A 15,023-nucleotide genomic window follows, 5' to 3' on the forward strand; every position below is an offset into this window, starting at 1 on the left:
CCACCCTGACCCCCTAAGGAAAACCATGTCCACGGCAACTACGCCAACCTCCGGAACAGTCACCCCGGAACGCCTGGCCGCTGCTCGCAAGGCGGTGATCAGCAGTTCGCTCGGCGCTGCGCTCGAATGGTTCGACGTCATCGTCTACGCATCATTCGCAGTGGTGATCGCCCATAATTTCTTTCCCGGCGGCGACAACACGCTCGGTTTGATACTGACGTTCGCGACGTTCGCGATCTCGTACGTCATCCGGCCGCTTGGCGGGATGGTTCTCGGTAGCTACGCCGATCGTCGCGGGCGCAAGAACGCCTTGACGTTGACGATGATGCTGATGATGATCGGCACGCTCATCATGGCCGTGGCGCCGACGACCTCGATGATCGGACCGTGGGCCGGCGTCGTCATCCTTGTCTCACGTCTCATTCAAGGATTCTCCGCCGGCGGTGAATTCGGTACTGCTACAACCTTCCTCGTGGAGACTGCGCCACACAAGAAGGCGTTCTACTCTTCCTGGCAAGTTGCCAGCCAGGGTGCCTCGGTTTTCCTGGCATCGCTGTTCGGATACGTGCTCAACACTCACCTTTCGCATGAAGCGCTCTACTCGTGGGGCTGGCGCGTTCCGTTCTTCTTCGGCATCATCGTCGGGCCGGTCGGACTCTACATCCGTGCCAAGCTTGACGAAACGGACGATTTCAAGACGAGCGTTCCGGAAAGGGCTCCGCTGAAGACGACGCTGACCAGGCATCTCGGCCGGGTGCTGACCGGTGCCGCAGTAGTGGGCGTCGCGACTATCTCGATCTACCTCATCTTGTACATGCCGACGTTTGCCGTGAAGAACCTCGGAGTTTCCGCCTCGGCCGGCTATCTCGGCGGCATCGTCGCCGGACTGGTCACCTTGATCACCGTGCCGTTGATCGGGCATCTTGCAGACCGGGTCGGACCGGCGAGAGTTATGACCTGGGCCGCCGTTGCGGCAATCGTCTTGGCCTGGCCGCTCTTCAAATTGATGGTCGATCACCCGTCGACTCTGACCCTCGTCCTGGTTGTTTCGGTCCTGGGTGTCATCATGGCGTTTGCCTTCGGTCCCTTGCCCGCCCTGATGAGTTCGCTGTTCCCGGCAGAGATCCGGGCTACCGGAATGTCATTGTCGTACAACCTCGGAGTGACTTTGCTCGGCGGAATCGCGCCGTTGGTCTTGACCTGGTTGATCAGTACAACAGGCTCGCTCGACGCCCCCAGTTACTACTACATGACGGTCGCAGTTCTTTCCCTCGGTGGGCTGTGGTCGGCAAGGACGCTTTTCAGCCAGAAGTGACGGCGGGGGAGCGCGGTCGGGATTACGCGACCGCGTCTCCCTCCGCCAGCGCGACAACGGTATCCGACCCGTGCCAGTCGGGGGCTTGGGTGCGGAGTAGAGCCGCCGGGGTCAGCGACGAGATTCGGCGGCATTCACGGGTCAAGTGGGCCTGATCGCTGAATCCGCAGTGGGCGGCGGATTCAGCGAGTCCCAGTGCGGGTCGACTGCGAGCGAGCGCCATGAAGCGCTGGAGGCGCAGGATCGAGCGCAGCGTTGCCGGGCCGTATCCGAAGGCGTCGTTGCATCGACGTTGGAGTTGGCGCGAAGTCAGTGCCGCCGCGTCGGCGAGAGAGCTGACATTCCACGAATGTTCGGACAGTGCGGTGCGAACGTGGTTGATCACCGGATCGTGACGGAAACTCGAACTTACCCAACTCCGAACAGCGCTTTCGAGGATGGAGACCTGTTCGTGGTCTTCGGAATTTTCCAAGCGGTTCAACAGTATTCGTTCCGTGCGTGCGTCGGTTACATCGCTGAGATCGGCGCGAGAATCCCGAAGCTCGGACGCCGAGGTTCGCAACATCGGCGATGCCGATCCAGGGCGGAATCGAACACCCACGGAGCGTGTTCCGGGCGGAAGAGTGAATGACCATGCAGCGGTTTCGGGGCCACAGACGCGTATGCCGACGCCGCGTATCCACAGCACGTCCATGCAAGCATCGGGCACGAGGAGGTGTTCTCCTTCTGCGCACGCCGTCCAGCCACACACCAGGATGTCGGAGAGATCCGGGGCGACCGATTGTGGTGTGTACCAACCCATGACGAGAGCTTATCGAGCGGCACCGACACGAAGGCGACTTCAGTCGACCGGGCCGAAGCGGTATCCGAATCCCCTGATGGTTTTGATGTACTTCGGTTTCGCGGGATCGGATTCGAGTTTGGACCGCAGGCTGAGAATGGTTGCGTCGACTACACGCGTCCTTTCGTGGTCGGAACCCCACACGTTTCGGATCAGGTGATCACGTGAGTACACGCGCCCAGGCTCGGTCGACAGCTCCAGGAGTACCCGCCACTCGGTCCGACTGAGGACCAGCAGCTTTCCGCCCATCGTCGCCGTCATCGCACGTCGATCGAGGAGCAGGTCACCGTGACGTTGGTGTTTGCCGGGGGCGGGATGTGCGGTTTCACGAAGGATTGCGGTGACCCGAAGATCGAGCGCGTGAGAATCGATCGGGTTCAGCACAAAGTCCGAGACAGCGCGATGTGGTGCTTCGTCGATGTCCTCGTAGGTATCCACCAGCATCATGATCGGCATCGAACTGCGCAAGCGGATCTGCCGTGCGATCTCGTAGCCGTCGATGTCCGGCAGAAGGAGATCGATCACGGCGATATCGAAACTGTCGGTGTCCAGGTCATCGAGTAGGCGGCGCCCGGTGCGGACGAGCTGTATCTGGTGCCCGAAATGTATTAATTCGGTACCAAGCGTCTGGGCAAGCTCCGAACGATCGGTAGCTGCAAGTATCAAGCTCACGTGAAATCCTCCCCCCGAAGGTGTTACTAGTCGTAACAGCTTGCATTGTGGCAGATCATCGACCGCGGGACCAGACATAGGGCGGCCGATCGGAAGTCGAGGGGACCGGGGGCGTTCGTCGCTAGACTTCTTTCATGGGCACTCTGTTCGCGTTGACGCTGCAAGGCTTGCTCGTGCTGCTGGTCCTGTTCGCTTTCGCCGAGACTCTCTGGAACCGGCTCACCGGCGGCCGGGCACTGCCGTGGACTCGGGGACGTACGACTCGTCCGGTCTCGGCCGCGGGCTTCGAAGAGGTTGCTGCCCTGTTTCAGGGGTCCAAGCATCATGAATTCGAACAGCGTCAGAGCGCATTTATGCATCGTGAGGACGGAACGGACGGTGACCCGCCGTGGGTGTCTGTCGATCCGGAAGCTAACAAGGTCGTTCTCCGTCGACGGAGTTGACAGTCGTCAACAGTCGACGGAGTTGACAGTCGGGTTCAGGCCCAGTGGCTGGGGCGGGTCAGTGAATCGGGCAGCGTGGTAGCCGAATCGCCGATCGCCGCGTTGATCTGGAACTGCGTGAGAAAGATACTGCCGCGGAGTTTTGCGCCGCGAATGTCGGTGCCGCGCAAGTCTGCACCGATCAGATCGGCTCGATCGAGTTCGCAGTCGCGGAGGTCTGCACCGATCAGGTAACTCCCGCGAAAGTTGGCCCCACGTAGATCGGAACCACGAAATTTGGCGCCGATGAGGTCTGCGCCGCGGTGGTCGAGTTTTCGACCCTTCTTGGTTGAGATCGGTGAGCGCACAAGGTTACTCGTCTGCAAGAGCAGTGTGTTGACTGCCGCTCGGTGTGCTGAGACGTCGACGGTTTGAATCTGCGAAGGTGTGCCGTTGGTCAGGCTTTCCGTCTCTGCGAGTGCAGCGTCGAGTTCCTTTCGTATCGAGTGGGTTTGCTTCAGCGAGCGGGCTTCGGCGAGATACCAGAGCAGTTCGTGCAACTGGCGTATGACAGGGAAGGTTTCGAACATGTCTGACGCGGTCTCCGGGGCATCACGCCAGCTGACGCCGTCGTAGGTCTGCTGTGAAACCTTCTGTCCCGCACCGAAACAGTCGTAGACGGTGCAACCGGTGAAGCCCTTCTTTCGCAATCCGGTGTGAATGCCGCAACGGAAATCCTGCTGCAGGTTCTTGCAGGGGGCGCCGGCATTCTTGTTGGTCGCGAAGTCGGAGGACTTGGAAAAGGGGAGTGCGACGCAGCACAGACCGAAGCAACTGCTGCAATCTGCGAGCAGATTGGTCTGGCCGGCAATCACGCGTACTCCCGATGGTTGGGTTGGACGGAAAGTCTGTCCTCGGGTTTGTGAGTCTGTCAAACGAAATTGCGTGGTTCGGCAGCAAGAAGTCCAGCGGCTCCGAGGTCGTATCCCGCGCAATTGCGGGGTACCAATCCGGCAGACGTGATTCTGGACCACGCTCGTGAAGTAGGTCGAAAATCGGGTGGACGGCCCAGCTCGCTGCAACCAATCGTCGTGCGGTACCCGGCGGCAGAACCAGTGCGCCGACGAAGACCACAAATGTTGCGGCCACTGCACTCCATTCGCGAGTGGGAATGGAAACGTCGATCGTGCGCCCAATCGCCACCTAGCCCATCTGCGACCTGGCGAAAATCACGCCCCATCCAGATCGAGGAGCGATACCCCCCGTGCCGTGAGCCGGAAGCGCAGCGGTCTCTTCGTAACCGTCTCAATGATCCCGGCATCGTCCAGGCGCTGAAGTCGCGGGCGGGCGAACTGGCTGGATCGACCCACCACCTCGACCAGGGTGTTCAACTTGATGGCGCGGTTCGCCTCGAAGCAGTGGGCCTGACCCAGGGTGAACAGGACTGCGCCGATGTGGTTGCTATCAACCGGCGGCGTCGACTCGCGATCGAGTCCCAAGTTCAGCGGAAATTCCTCATCCTCCACCAGAACGCGGATACGCGCCTCGAGTGTGTCGATCTTATGCCGCCTCTCGGAGAGGTCGAGCAGCAGTCGATGTTGCGCCTCGGCGATGATCTCCAGCATATCGATCAGGTAGGGCGTCAGATCTCCGCGGTTCAATGGATTCTCCGCGTCAGAGAATGCTTTGTAGTAACGATCCTTGTTGTCGGCGACGGTCGCCGACAATGCCAGGCTCGCATACGGAGCCAACACCTGTCGAAGGTCCAGCGCGAGAAGGTAGCGTCCGGTTCGGCCGTTGCCGTCGTAGAACGGGTGCGTGTACTCGAAGATGAAGTGCGCGACCACTGCCCTGATCAGTCGTGGAATCGAGTCGTCGCCCCCCTGGCTCAGCATGAGGGTCAGCGCGTCGTCGATCGCTGACTCGGGTACCACACCGGTGTGCACGACCTTGATTCCTGACGTGATCGATACTGGCCCTTGCCGGAACCGCTTCCCATCGGGGGCGTCCTCGTCGCGAATCTCGCCCCGAGTTACCGCGTCGTAGACGTCTCGGATGTCGTCGAGCGTCTGCGGACTCTCGGCCTGGTCGTTGCCGATATTGAGATAGAGCCGCGCCATCTCGGCGAACCGCTTGTTCGCGAGGGGTTGCTCCGCCCACACCATCTCGATTGCCTCGCTGATCTCCTTCCGGGTTGAGCGGACCTGTTCGATCTCGTTCGTTGCCTGGATCTCGTCGATCACCATGCGATGCAGGTAGTGGGTGCGCGCGAGGGCCGGCAGCCCGTTCCACTCAGCCCGGATCTTCGGCTCGAAGCTCATGATCCGTTCGATCAGCGCTGCGACTTCGGGTGTCATCAGTGCGAACGTCGAGTGTTCGCCGATCAGTAGGTCCCAGTGGACGGCGGCGGGAGAATCGCGTCGCGCTCGCTCCTCAGCATCGGCACCAGCACGATCTCGTTGGTGAAAGATCGATTTCAACGTCCTGTACGCCATCTGGTCTCTCCCTGTATCCACGCTATATTGCCGCCTTGCTTTCCATGCCTATCTTATCCAGAATGGGATCTGGATAAATAAGACTTGCGGCGCGGGTGTCATTTCATGACCAACGCGGGCTGCAGGAGCAGATGTGGCCATAGCTTCCCGAATCGGGTTCGGGCCATCGGCGGGCCACTCGAAATCACGCAGCAGCATTCCGATTCGGCGCGCTGCGGGATCGAAACCACCACGAGTCGGCAGACCGTCTGAGCTCGCAGAACATCGAGCTGAACCGAGACCCTGTTGCATTACTCGTTGCATGAGGACAGAAAAGAACCCCTGTGAACCGCTTCTCAGCAGTTCACAGGGGTTCCTTTGGCGGAGGATAGGGGATTTGAACCCCTGAGGGCGTTAACCCAACCCGCGTTCCAGGCGAGCGCCATAGGCCACTAGGCGAATCCTCCGTGGAGCAGCATACCCAATTGCGGGCGCGAAGCGTTAAACGGGTACCTGACCTGCGAAGAACCGGTGGAACTCGAGGTTTGCATCTCGGCCCCGGTAGGTGGTGTGCAGCGGCCGGAGAAAGCCGTCTACACTGTTCATTGGATCCCGCGCGGCGCGCATCCTGTGAACTCCCCCAGGGCCGGAAGGCAGCAAGGGTCAACGGGCTCTGCCGGGTGCGCGGGGTCCTCTATTTTTTCACATACCCGACCCCGCCTCGTCGGTGAAAGGCCGCTCCGGATGCCTATCCAAACCCAGATCGGGTTGATGAGCCATGAAGAACTCACCTCCGAGCATGAGAGCCAGAGCGCGAAGTACACGCAGCTCCAGGCGCAGAAGCTCGCACTCGATCTGACCCGCGGTAAGCCTTCCCCGGAACAACTCGACCTTTCCGCAGAGCTGCTGACGCTGCCCGGCGACGGTGATTTCCGTGACGGAAGCGGCACCGACTGCCGTAACTACGGCGGACTCACCGGTCTGCCGGAACTGCGCGCCATCTTCGGCGAGCTGCTGGGTATCCCCGTTGCGAACCTTCTCGCCGGAAACAACGCGAGCCTCGAGATCATGCACGACAACGTCGTGTTCTCACTGCTTCATGGCACACCGGATTCGGCCCGGCCGTGGGCACAGGAAGAGAAGATCAAGTTTCTCTGCCCGGCACCGGGCTACGACCGCCACTTCGCGATCACCGAGTCCCTCGGCATCGAGATGATCGCGGTGCCGATGAACCACGACGGCCCGGATGTCGTCAAGATCGCCGAACTTGTTGCGTCAGATCCGCAGATCAAGGGCATGTGGGCGGTTCCGGTTTACGCGAACCCCACCGGTGCCGTGTACTCCGAAGAAATTGTCCGTACGCTCGCGTCGATGCCGACGGCCGCGCCCGACTTCCGCCTGTACTGGGACAACGCGTACGCCGTACATCCGCTTGTCGGCGAGACTGCGCCTTCCTACGACATTCTCTCGATGGCAGCGGAGGCCGGACACCCCAACCGTCCGCTCGTGTTCGCGTCGACGTCCAAGATCACTTTCGCCGGCGCTGGTGTGAGCTTCTTCGGTAGCTCGGCGGAAAACCTTGCCTGGTACCAGAAGTTCCTGGGCAAGAAGAGCATCGGACCGGACAAGGTCAATCAGCTTCGCCACCTGCGTTTCTTCGGCAATGCCGACGGCGTTCGTGCGCACATGGAGAAGCATCGCGCGTTCCTCGCGCCCAAGTTCGAGCTCGTACTGCGGATCCTCGAGGATCGTCTCGGTGCATCGAAGGTCGCGTCTTGGACCGAGCCGAAGGGCGGATACTTCATCAGCCTCGACGTGGTCGACGGCACGGCCAAGCGGGTCATCGAACTGGCGAAGAACGCGGGTATCGCGCTCACCGCTGCCGGGTCGGCTTTCCCGTACAGCACGGATCCGGATGACCGGAACATCCGGTTGGCCCCGAGCTTCCCGTCCAAGGCTGAACTCGAAGTTGCCATGGACGGCGTGGCTACGTGTGTTCTGCTCGCAGCTACCGAATCGCGTCTCTCCGAGATCTGAGTTCTCGAAGCGGCGTGCCCGGTCGGTACTTTTCGGTCTTGTCTTGTACCGTTCGGAGCATCAATTCCCGACATAGGGTGTAAATCCCGGAGGTTGTAGTGACGGGCGCGATCAACGCTTCGGATGGGCCTTCTTTCGAGGCGCACACCGCGAAATCAGAGTCGGTCATCGAAGCTGACATACCGCGACGCACCCTCCGTGTCGGTGTTCTCGGATTCTCTGTACTCGGTGTTCTGGCAGTCGCGTCCGTGCTGATGGTTCTTTTCGCCGTGCCGATGAATACGCGGTACTGGGGGATCTTCGAAAATTTCCTCGATCTCGACGTCTACCGCCACGGCGGCAGCGTTGTGGTTCAGGGCCTTCCGTTGTACGACGGGCCAGTCCTGGACGGAATGATGTTCACGTACACCCCGTTTGCGGCTTTGCTGTTCACGGTGTGGGCGGTGCTCTCGTTCAAACAGGCGATTGTTGTGTGGACGGGTTTGAACATCGCTGCGTTGTTCGCAGTGATCTTGTTGTGCTGGAAGTACCTCGGTTATCGGCTCGACGTGAAGGCGTACGCCGTGAGTGCGTTGGCGACGACGATCTTTCTGTTCATGGAACCGATACGTACGACGCTCTGGCTCGGGCAGATCAACATCTTCCTGCTGCTCTTGATCGTGTGGGACCTCGGTCGGGACGAGAAGAGTCGGCTCCGAGGAATCGGGGCAGGCATCGCCGCCGGCGTGAAGCTCACTCCGGCCTTCTTCTGGGCGTACCTTTTCATCACTCGTCAATGGCGTGCGTTGGTGACGGCCGTCGTGACGTTCGCTGCGACCGTTGCGATCGGCTTCGTCGTGATCTACAACGATGCGTACAAGTACTGGACCGGCACTCTTGTCGACAGCGAACGCGTCGGACCGACGGATGCTCCGAGCAACCAGTCCGTGTCCGGTCTGATCGCTCAGCTCACTCACACTCCGACGCCGTCGCGGGTCCTGGTCCTAGTCTTCAGTGCGCTAGCGGTATGCCTCGGACTCGGTGCCGCGTGGATTGCTCACCGCCACGGCCAGAAATTGCTCGGCCTCACCATGACGGGGTTGACTGCGACCACTGTCTCGCCGTTCTCGTGGGGCCATCACTGGGTGTGGTTCGTCCCGCTGGTCGTCCTCGCCGCGCACTACGCGATGGTGTCGAAGAAGCGCTGGGCGTGGGTGGCGCCGTTCGTTTTCCTGCTCCCGGTCTTGAACTGGTCTCACACCTGGTGGGACCCGTCGGTCATTCCGGGTACGGATCGCTTCATCGGAATGGGCTTGTTCATGTTCGTGCCGCCCGAGTATCTGCGGATTCCGACCGTCGGCGTCTACCTCTGGGTCTTCACGCTTGCCGCGGTCTCGACGTTGGTTCTGTTCGGCTGGAAGAAGTGGAAGATTCCGGCCCCGGATGCGTCGGCGCCGGTCACAACTGCCGTCTGACGTGGCAGTATCGGACTCATGGCACTTCAACTGAACCTTGTCGGTGACCCCGAAGCTGATGCTCTCCTCGCCGAGGACCCGTTGGCGTTGTTGATCGGAATGCTTCTCGATCAACAGGTTCCGATGGAAACGGCCTTCCTCGGTCCGAAGAAGCTGGCGGATCGGCTCAGCGGTATCGACGTCAGGCGTATCGCCGACATGGACACCGACGAGTTCATCGCCGTCTGTGCCGAGCCTCCGGCTGTGCACCGATTCCCCAAGTCGATGGGTGAGCGTATCCAGCTCATGTGCCAGTTCATCGTCGAGAACTACGACGGCGACACCGCGGCGATCTGGACTTCGGGAAATCCCGACGGCAAGGAAGTGCTGAAGCGGCTCAAAGCCCTACCCGGTTACGGGGATCAGAAAGCCCGGATCTTCCTGGCGTTGCTCGGAAAACAGATCGGCGTCGAGCCGAAAGGTTGGCGCCAAGCGGCCGGCGACTACGGGCTCGAAGGTTCGAGGCGCTCGATTGCAGACGTGGTCGACGAACAGTCTTTGCTCGAGGTCCGCGAGTTCAAGAAGGCCGCAAAGGCAGCAGCGAAGGCCGACAAGAAGTAAGCCGCTTTCAGGACTTCCGGGACCCGCTGGCACGCACTACTTTCATCAGGTCGCCTGCGGGGCCCTCGAGCTGACGCGGCGGGCGCCACACTGCACGCAGGGATCGGTCGAGTTCCAAGCCTTCGACGGCTACGACCCGAAGTTCTCCCTGCTTCACCTGGTCCTCGACGGCCAGCGTGCTCAGTACCGCCGGGCCGACGCCACCGAGCACGCTGGTTCGAATCGCGGCCGAACTACCCAGTTCCAACAACGGTGCACCGCGCTCGTATTCGTGTAACGCCAGCTCGAGAGTCGTTCTGGTTCCCGATCCGGGCTCGCGCACCAGCAGCGGCGTCGCTGCCAGTTCGGCGACGGTCAGCGGCTTTCGTCGACGCGCCCATGGATGATCCGGATGAACGACCACGACCAGCGAGTCACGCGCGACGGTGACGCTGGACAGGCTCTTCGGAACGGTCGGTGACTCGACGAATCCGAGGTCGCACATTCCCACCTCGACAGCCTCGAGGACGCGGGTCGAGTTGTAGACCTGAAGGTGGACGGTGACACCAGGATGTAGTGACCGAAAGATACCGAGCCAGGCCGGAATCAGATGTTCGGCGACGGTCATGCTGGCACACACGGTCAATTCCGCGGATCGTTCGGTCCGCATCCCTTCGGCGACGTCGAGAAGCTGCCTCGAGTTGGCGAGGACGCGGCGCGCCCAGTGGACGATTACGGTCCCCTGCGGAGTCAAAGCCGCCCCCGTCGACCTTCGGTGTATGAGTGGCATCCCGAGCTGCCGCTCGAGTGCTTTGACGGCGCGGCTGGCATTCGGCTGCGCAATGTTTGCTGAACGGCTTGCCGCACTGAGACTTCCGTGATCATCGATGCCGATGAGTAGCTCGAGAGTGGTGAGGTCGGGCCACCGTCTGGTCATGCAAACAGGCTATACCGAACTTCACGTTCATATCGATTTGATATGCCGTGATGGTAGAAATCGCCCTACCGGAGCGATGGTGGCTCAAGGACGCTGGATGAGTGAACCGTGATGTGAAGTCCGTGGCCGAGAAACCCGCAGTCGCCCCTTCGTCAGAAGTACGACGGTGGTCCAGTGTGGCTGCATTGGTGCCCGGAGTTGCGTTGTGCGCCTTGGGGGCCACGGTCGCGCTGATAGCCGGTCGGTTCACCTCCGCCGTGAGTCCGTTGCTGATTGCGATCGTGGCGGGTGCGGTGTTGGCGAATACCGTCTCTTTGCCGGCGAAATTCCAACCTGGCCTGGCATTCTCGGCGAAGCGGCTACTTCGGGTGGGTATCGCTCTGCTCGGGCTGCAATTGATGTTCTCCGACATCGTCGGTTTGGGCTGGGGAGTGATCGCTGTTGTGGTGGCGATTGTGTTCCTCGGTATCGCCGGGACCATGTATGCCGGAAAACTTCTCGGATTGAGTTGGTCGCAGAGAATTCTGATTGCCTGCGGCTTCTCGATCTGTGGCGCTGCCGCCGTGGCTGCTGCGGACGGTGTGGTGAATGCACGAGAGGAAGAGTTGCTCACCGCTGTTGCGTTGGTGGTGATTTTCGGAACTCTGATGATTCCGACAATCCCACTGTTGGCCAACGCTTTCGGTATGAACGAGGTCGGTGCAGGCATGTGGGCCGGTGGGTCGATCCACGAAGTGGCGCAAGTGGTGGCTGCCGGCAGCGCTCTCGGCGCCACCGCGTTGGGCGTCGCGACCGTGATTAAACTTGCGCGCGTGTTGATGTTGGCGCCGGTCATGGCGTTTCTGAGTATCCGGCAACGCAGGATGGTCGACAGCACTGCCGCCAAGCGTCCCCCGCTGATTCCGTTGTTCGTCGTGGCATTCATCGGCTGCATGGGCTTGCGCTCCACGGGCATCTTGCCGGATGAGCTTCTGGGGCTGGCGAAGACGGTGCAGACGGCGCTGTTGGCCGCCGCGATGTTCGCACTCGGGCTGGGGGTGCGGTTGAGCGTCATTCGTGGAGTTGGCGCCCGGCCATTCGTGCTGGCCGCGATTTCCACTGTGTGGGTGGCAACGATCGCCTACGTCGGAGTCGTGCTGGTCAGCTGATCGAGCGCTGAGTCCGCCACGCGCTCGGGCTCATCGAGAACTGAGTGCGAAACCAGCGCGAGAAACTACCCTGCGTCGAAAACCCTAGGTGCACAGCCACTTCGGTCAACGAATAGCGAGGGTTGGAGACAAATCGTTCCGCGAGGGAGCTTCGAACCGAATTGAGAACGGCCGTGAACGTATCTCCGGATTCGGCGAGATGACGGTGCAGTGTCCGCCGGTCGAATCCGAGACTGCGTGCCACCTGCTCGACAGAGCAGCGGCCGGTCGGAAGCAGAACTTCGATCAATTCCTTGGTGCGGCTGAGGGTATCGGAGGTTTCCGATGCGGGAAGTGAGTCGAGGAACTGGCGAGCGTACGGCCGGAGTAACTCGTCGGAAAGTTGGTTAGCCGCATCCAGGTCGGCGGCGAAGAAAACGATGCCGGTGAACTCGTGATCGAATTCCACCGTCTCGCCGAGGATTCGCCGATGCGTGCTCGTGTCTTTCGGGGCATTGTGCGTGAATCCCACGCTGACCGGTTGCCATCGAGAACCCAGGAAACTCCGCAGGATCTGCAGTGTCGCGCCGACTGCGAGTTCGACGCTCTGTCTGGTGTCGACCGGTTCGCCGACCTCGAGCGAGATTCGCAGGGTGGCGAGTCCGTTGACCTCGTTCAATCGAATGCGTAATGACTCGTTGTACGTGTGCTCGTATCGCATCAATACGTCGAGTGCGCTCCTGACGTCTGGTTCTTCCCTGATGACCAAGCTGAGGGGGCCGAGATTGGACAGTCGACGCAGGCCGGCGAGTAGAAGCCCGAAGTCTTCGTGTCCGGACTCCGCTGCCGATCGCTCCAGGAGCGATGCGATGGAGGCGGCCGGTACCCATTGGTCGGGGTTCGCCAGGCTTGCCGGGCTCAGGCCGACACTTCTCATGAGGGCCACAGCGTCCACGTCCACTGTTCGGCACAGGTCGACGTATCGGTTCAGTGACGCGTAGCGGGCGAGTGGCTTCATAGGGCCCCCTTTACTCGATGTCCCGAAATGTTGTGTTGTGTGTCTCGTCAAGTTAAGCATGTGAGCCGGATCTCACATAGTTTTGTTCACATCAGTTCGGCACGACCACGAAGCCGAGCACCGACTTCTGGAAGTTGTTGCGTACGAATACAGCTCGACCGTAATCGAGTCGAGCCCGCCCACAGAATTGGAGAGCATTGATGGCAAACGCCATTCGGTTCCACGAGATCGGCACACCGTCCGTCATGCGTTGGGAAGAGATCGAGGTAGGACGACCGGGCGCTGGAGAGGTTCGGGTTCGTCATGAAGCGGTGGGGTTGAACTTCGCCGACACCTACTTTCGAAGTGGCCTCTATCCTGCGCAATTGCCTGCCGGGATGGGCGTCGAGGGCGCCGGTGTGGTCGAAGAGATCGGCGAGGGAGTAGTCGATTTTGCAGTGGGGGACCGTGTGACCTACACCGGCAGTCCGCTGGGTGCGTACGCCACCGAGCGGATCATGGCGTCGTCCGACCTGATCGCGCTACCCGACGGCATCGCCTTCGACACCGCGGCCGCCATGACCATGCGAGGACTGACTGCCGCCTACCTTCTGCGTCGCATCTACCCGTTGAAAGCGGGAGACACCGTGTTGCTACATGCTGCGGCGGGCGGGGTTGGACTGATCTTCACCCAGTGGGCAAAACTGTTGGGAATCAAAGTGATCGGAACGGTGTCGAGCGACGAGAAGGCGAGCGTTGCCCGAGCTCACGGGTGCGATGAAGTCGTCATCTACACCCGCGAGGACGTCGTCGCGCGTGTCAAGGAGATCACCGGGGGCGTCGGCGTGCCGGTTGTCTACGACAGTATCGGGCAATCCACGTTCGACATCTCTCTCGATTGCCTTGCCAGGCGGGGGCTGCTGGTGTGCTTCGGAACGGCGTCCGGACCGACTCCGCCGATTCAGGCAATGCAGTTGGCAGTCAAGGGATCACTCTTCCTCACACGTCCGGCTCTCGCCGATTACATCGCGGATCCCGAAGAACGTGCCGAACTGGCGGGCGAACTGTTCTCACACGTCGAGTCCGGGCGAATCAAGATCGAGATCAACCAGCGGTACCCCCTCGAAGATGCGGTGCGTGCGCACCACGACATGGAGTCCGGTCGCAGTATCGGTTCCTCCGTCTTCTCCGTCTGAACCGAAACAGCACTTCCCAGAGGAATTGTCATGACCAACACCGCAACGCTCACAGAAAACCTTCCCTCGTCGAGGAATACGATCCGCGTCGAGAAATTGACCTGTTCGATCGGGGCAGAGTTGTCCGGGGTGGATCTCGGCGAGGTCGCGCGAGATGATGCACTCTTCGCCGAAATCAAGGCATTGTTGCTCGAACACAAGGTTCTGTTCTTTCGCGACCAGACCTTCTCCAAAGCCGAGCACGTAGAACTTGCCCAGCGATTCGGTGAACTCGAGGATCATCCGGCTCTGGGCAGCGACCCCGACCACCCGGGCCTGGTCCGCATCTACAAGGATCTGGACAGCCCGCCGGAGCATTTCGAGAATGCATATCACTGCGACGCCACCTGGCGCGTTAACCCGCCCATGGGATGTGTATTGCGTTGTGTGGAAACACCTCCTGTCGGCGGCGACACGATTTGGGTGAACATGGCACTCGCCTACGAGAATCTGCCGGCGCGGGTCAAGGAGCAGATCAAGGATCTGCGTGCCAGGCACAGTATCGAGTCGACCTTCGGCGCTCGGATGCCGATCGAACAGCGGCACCAGCTGAAGGAACGCTTTCCCGACGCCGAACATCCCGTGGTACGAACACATCCGGAGACCGGCGAGAAGATTCTCTTCGTCAATTCGTTCGCCACACACCTCGTGAACTATCACACGCCCGAGAACGTCCGCTATGGAATCGATTACGCCCCCGGCGCCGGGAATCTGCTCACTTACCTGGCGAGCCAGGCTCAGATTCCCGAGTACCAGGTTCGGTGGCGTTGGACCGAAAACAGCGTCGCGATCTGGGACAACCGTTCGACACAGCATTACGCGGTGCAGGACTACTGGCCCGCGGTTCGAAAGATGGAGCGCGCCGGAATCATCGGCGACGCACCGTTCTGATCTCTCTTCCCAGCCCCGAAGATAAATTCATTCACTCGATCG

At 60.8% G+C, this 15,023-nt stretch carries 14 protein-coding genes, 1 tRNA gene and 1 other RNA gene; 9 read left to right on the forward strand and 7 right to left on the reverse strand.

The annotated features are described in order from the left end of the window. Positions 1 to 25: 25 nt before the first annotated feature. The gene (locus ATN37_RS16180) at positions 26 to 1,315 is read left to right on the forward strand and encodes an MFS transporter (RefSeq protein ID WP_030535736.1); all 1,290 of its coding nucleotides are present in this window, start codon (positions 26 to 28) and stop codon (positions 1,313 to 1,315) included. 22 nt (positions 1,316 to 1,337) lie between these two features. On the opposite strand, the gene ATN37_RS16185 is transcribed toward ATN37_RS16180, so the two are convergent. Both ATN37_RS16185 and ATN37_RS16190 read right to left on the reverse strand, forming a co-directional pair. Then, the gene (locus tag ATN37_RS16185; RefSeq protein ID WP_003943809.1) at positions 1,338 to 2,117 is read right to left on the reverse strand and encodes a helix-turn-helix domain-containing protein; all 780 of its coding nucleotides are present in this window, start codon (positions 2,115 to 2,117) and stop codon (positions 1,338 to 1,340) included. 39 nt (positions 2,118 to 2,156) lie between these two features. Then, on the reverse strand, positions 2,157 to 2,828 hold the full coding sequence (locus ATN37_RS16190; protein WP_007731581.1) for a response regulator transcription factor: 672 nt from the start codon (positions 2,826 to 2,828) through the stop codon (positions 2,157 to 2,159). Between the two features lie 134 nt (positions 2,829 to 2,962). Between ATN37_RS16190 and ATN37_RS16195 the strand changes: the two genes are divergently transcribed. Then, positions 2,963 to 3,271, forward strand: a complete 309-nt coding sequence (locus ATN37_RS16195) for a DUF6191 domain-containing protein (protein WP_081557238.1) — start codon at positions 2,963 to 2,965, stop codon at positions 3,269 to 3,271. A gap of 35 nt (positions 3,272 to 3,306) precedes the next feature. On the opposite strand, the gene ATN37_RS16200 is transcribed toward ATN37_RS16195, so the two are convergent. From ATN37_RS16200 to ATN37_RS16210, 3 genes are all read right to left on the reverse strand, one after another. After that, positions 3,307 to 4,125 (reverse strand): pentapeptide repeat-containing protein, encoded by an 819-nt coding sequence (locus ATN37_RS16200; RefSeq protein WP_081557239.1) that lies wholly within the window; start codon positions 4,123 to 4,125, stop codon positions 3,307 to 3,309. A 354-nt stretch (positions 4,126 to 4,479) separates the two neighbouring features. Then, entirely contained in the window at positions 4,480 to 5,571 is a 1,092-nt protein-coding gene (locus tag ATN37_RS16205) for a Fic family protein (RefSeq protein WP_223304519.1), read from the reverse strand. A gap of 532 nt (positions 5,572 to 6,103) precedes the next feature. Then, positions 6,104 to 6,191 (reverse strand) — tRNA-Ser (locus ATN37_RS16210). A gap of 136 nt (positions 6,192 to 6,327) precedes the next feature. Here ATN37_RS16210 and ffs point away from each other — a divergent pair. The 4 genes from ffs (at position 6,328) to ATN37_RS16230 (ending at position 9,815) form a co-directional block, all read left to right on the forward strand. Continuing rightward, positions 6,328 to 6,427: signal recognition particle sRNA small type (ffs, locus tag ATN37_RS16215), an RNA gene on the forward strand. A gap of 41 nt (positions 6,428 to 6,468) precedes the next feature. Next, a complete protein-coding gene (locus tag ATN37_RS16220) occupies positions 6,469 to 7,761 on the forward strand; it encodes an aminotransferase class I/II-fold pyridoxal phosphate-dependent enzyme (RefSeq protein WP_003943985.1) in 1,293 nt (430 codons plus the stop codon). 98 nt (positions 7,762 to 7,859) lie between these two features. Then, positions 7,860 to 9,215, forward strand: coding sequence for a glycosyltransferase 87 family protein (locus ATN37_RS16225; RefSeq protein WP_058227079.1), 1,356 nt, complete (start codon positions 7,860 to 7,862; stop codon positions 9,213 to 9,215). Positions 9,216 to 9,233: 18 nt separating this feature from the next. Beyond that, entirely contained in the window at positions 9,234 to 9,815 is a 582-nt protein-coding gene (locus ATN37_RS16230) for an HhH-GPD-type base excision DNA repair protein (protein WP_003943868.1), read from the forward strand. A 7-nt stretch (positions 9,816 to 9,822) separates the two neighbouring features. On the opposite strand, the gene ATN37_RS16235 is transcribed toward ATN37_RS16230, so the two are convergent. Then, positions 9,823 to 10,731 (reverse strand): LysR family transcriptional regulator, encoded by a 909-nt coding sequence (locus ATN37_RS16235; RefSeq protein WP_218695382.1) that lies wholly within the window; start codon positions 10,729 to 10,731, stop codon positions 9,823 to 9,825. Between the two features lie 101 nt (positions 10,732 to 10,832). Here ATN37_RS16235 and ATN37_RS16240 point away from each other — a divergent pair, with 101 nt between their 5' ends. Continuing rightward, positions 10,833 to 11,879 (forward strand): putative sulfate exporter family transporter, encoded by a 1,047-nt coding sequence (locus ATN37_RS16240; RefSeq protein WP_308125218.1) that lies wholly within the window; start codon positions 10,833 to 10,835, stop codon positions 11,877 to 11,879. On the opposite strand, the gene ATN37_RS16245 is transcribed toward ATN37_RS16240, so the two are convergent. Continuing rightward, entirely contained in the window at positions 11,872 to 12,876 is a 1,005-nt protein-coding gene (locus ATN37_RS16245; RefSeq protein WP_007731570.1) for an AraC family transcriptional regulator, read from the reverse strand. The genes ATN37_RS16240 and ATN37_RS16245 overlap by 8 nt on opposite strands. A gap of 200 nt (positions 12,877 to 13,076) precedes the next feature. On the opposite strand from ATN37_RS16245, the gene ATN37_RS16250 reads away from it, so the two are divergent. Both ATN37_RS16250 and ATN37_RS16255 read left to right on the forward strand, forming a co-directional pair. Continuing rightward, the gene (locus tag ATN37_RS16250) at positions 13,077 to 14,051 is read left to right on the forward strand and encodes a quinone oxidoreductase (RefSeq protein ID WP_003943928.1); all 975 of its coding nucleotides are present in this window, start codon (positions 13,077 to 13,079) and stop codon (positions 14,049 to 14,051) included. Positions 14,052 to 14,081: 30 nt separating this feature from the next. Further along, positions 14,082 to 14,981, forward strand: coding sequence for a TauD/TfdA family dioxygenase (locus tag ATN37_RS16255; RefSeq protein ID WP_007731564.1), 900 nt, complete (start codon positions 14,082 to 14,084; stop codon positions 14,979 to 14,981). The last annotated feature ends 42 nt before the right edge of the window (positions 14,982 to 15,023 follow it).

It is taken from the genome of Rhodococcus sp. MH15 (assembly GCF_019266045.1).
Lineage (GTDB): Bacteria > Actinomycetota > Actinomycetes > Mycobacteriales > Mycobacteriaceae > Rhodococcus_F > Rhodococcus_F qingshengii.

Excerpts from the sequence above, each read along its gene's own strand:
- ATN37_RS16250 (WP_003943928.1), top strand. The coding sequence starts at position 13,077 with ATGGCAAACGCCATTCGGTTCCACGAGATCGGCACACCGTCCGTCATG.
- ATN37_RS16230 (WP_003943868.1), top strand. The coding sequence starts at position 9,234 with ATGGCACTTCAACTGAACCTTGTCGGTGACCCCGAAGCTGATGCTCTC.
- ATN37_RS16205 (WP_223304519.1), bottom strand. The coding sequence starts at position 5,571 with ATGAGCTTCGAGCCGAAGATCCGGGCTGAGTGGAACGGGCTGCCGGCC.
- ATN37_RS16185 (WP_003943809.1), bottom strand. The coding sequence starts at position 2,117 with ATGGGTTGGTACACACCACAATCGGTCGCCCCGGATCTCTCCGACATC.
- ATN37_RS16180 (WP_030535736.1), top strand. The coding sequence starts at position 26 with ATGTCCACGGCAACTACGCCAACCTCCGGAACAGTCACCCCGGAACGC.
- ATN37_RS16245 (WP_007731570.1), bottom strand. The coding sequence starts at position 12,876 with ATGAAGCCACTCGCCCGCTACGCGTCACTGAACCGATACGTCGACCTG.
- ATN37_RS16220 (WP_003943985.1), top strand. The coding sequence starts at position 6,469 with ATGCCTATCCAAACCCAGATCGGGTTGATGAGCCATGAAGAACTCACC.
- ATN37_RS16255 (WP_007731564.1), top strand. The coding sequence starts at position 14,082 with ATGACCAACACCGCAACGCTCACAGAAAACCTTCCCTCGTCGAGGAAT.
- ATN37_RS16195 (WP_081557238.1), top strand. The coding sequence starts at position 2,963 with ATGGGCACTCTGTTCGCGTTGACGCTGCAAGGCTTGCTCGTGCTGCTG.
- ATN37_RS16235 (WP_218695382.1), bottom strand. The coding sequence starts at position 10,731 with ATGACCAGACGGTGGCCCGACCTCACCACTCTCGAGCTACTCATCGGC.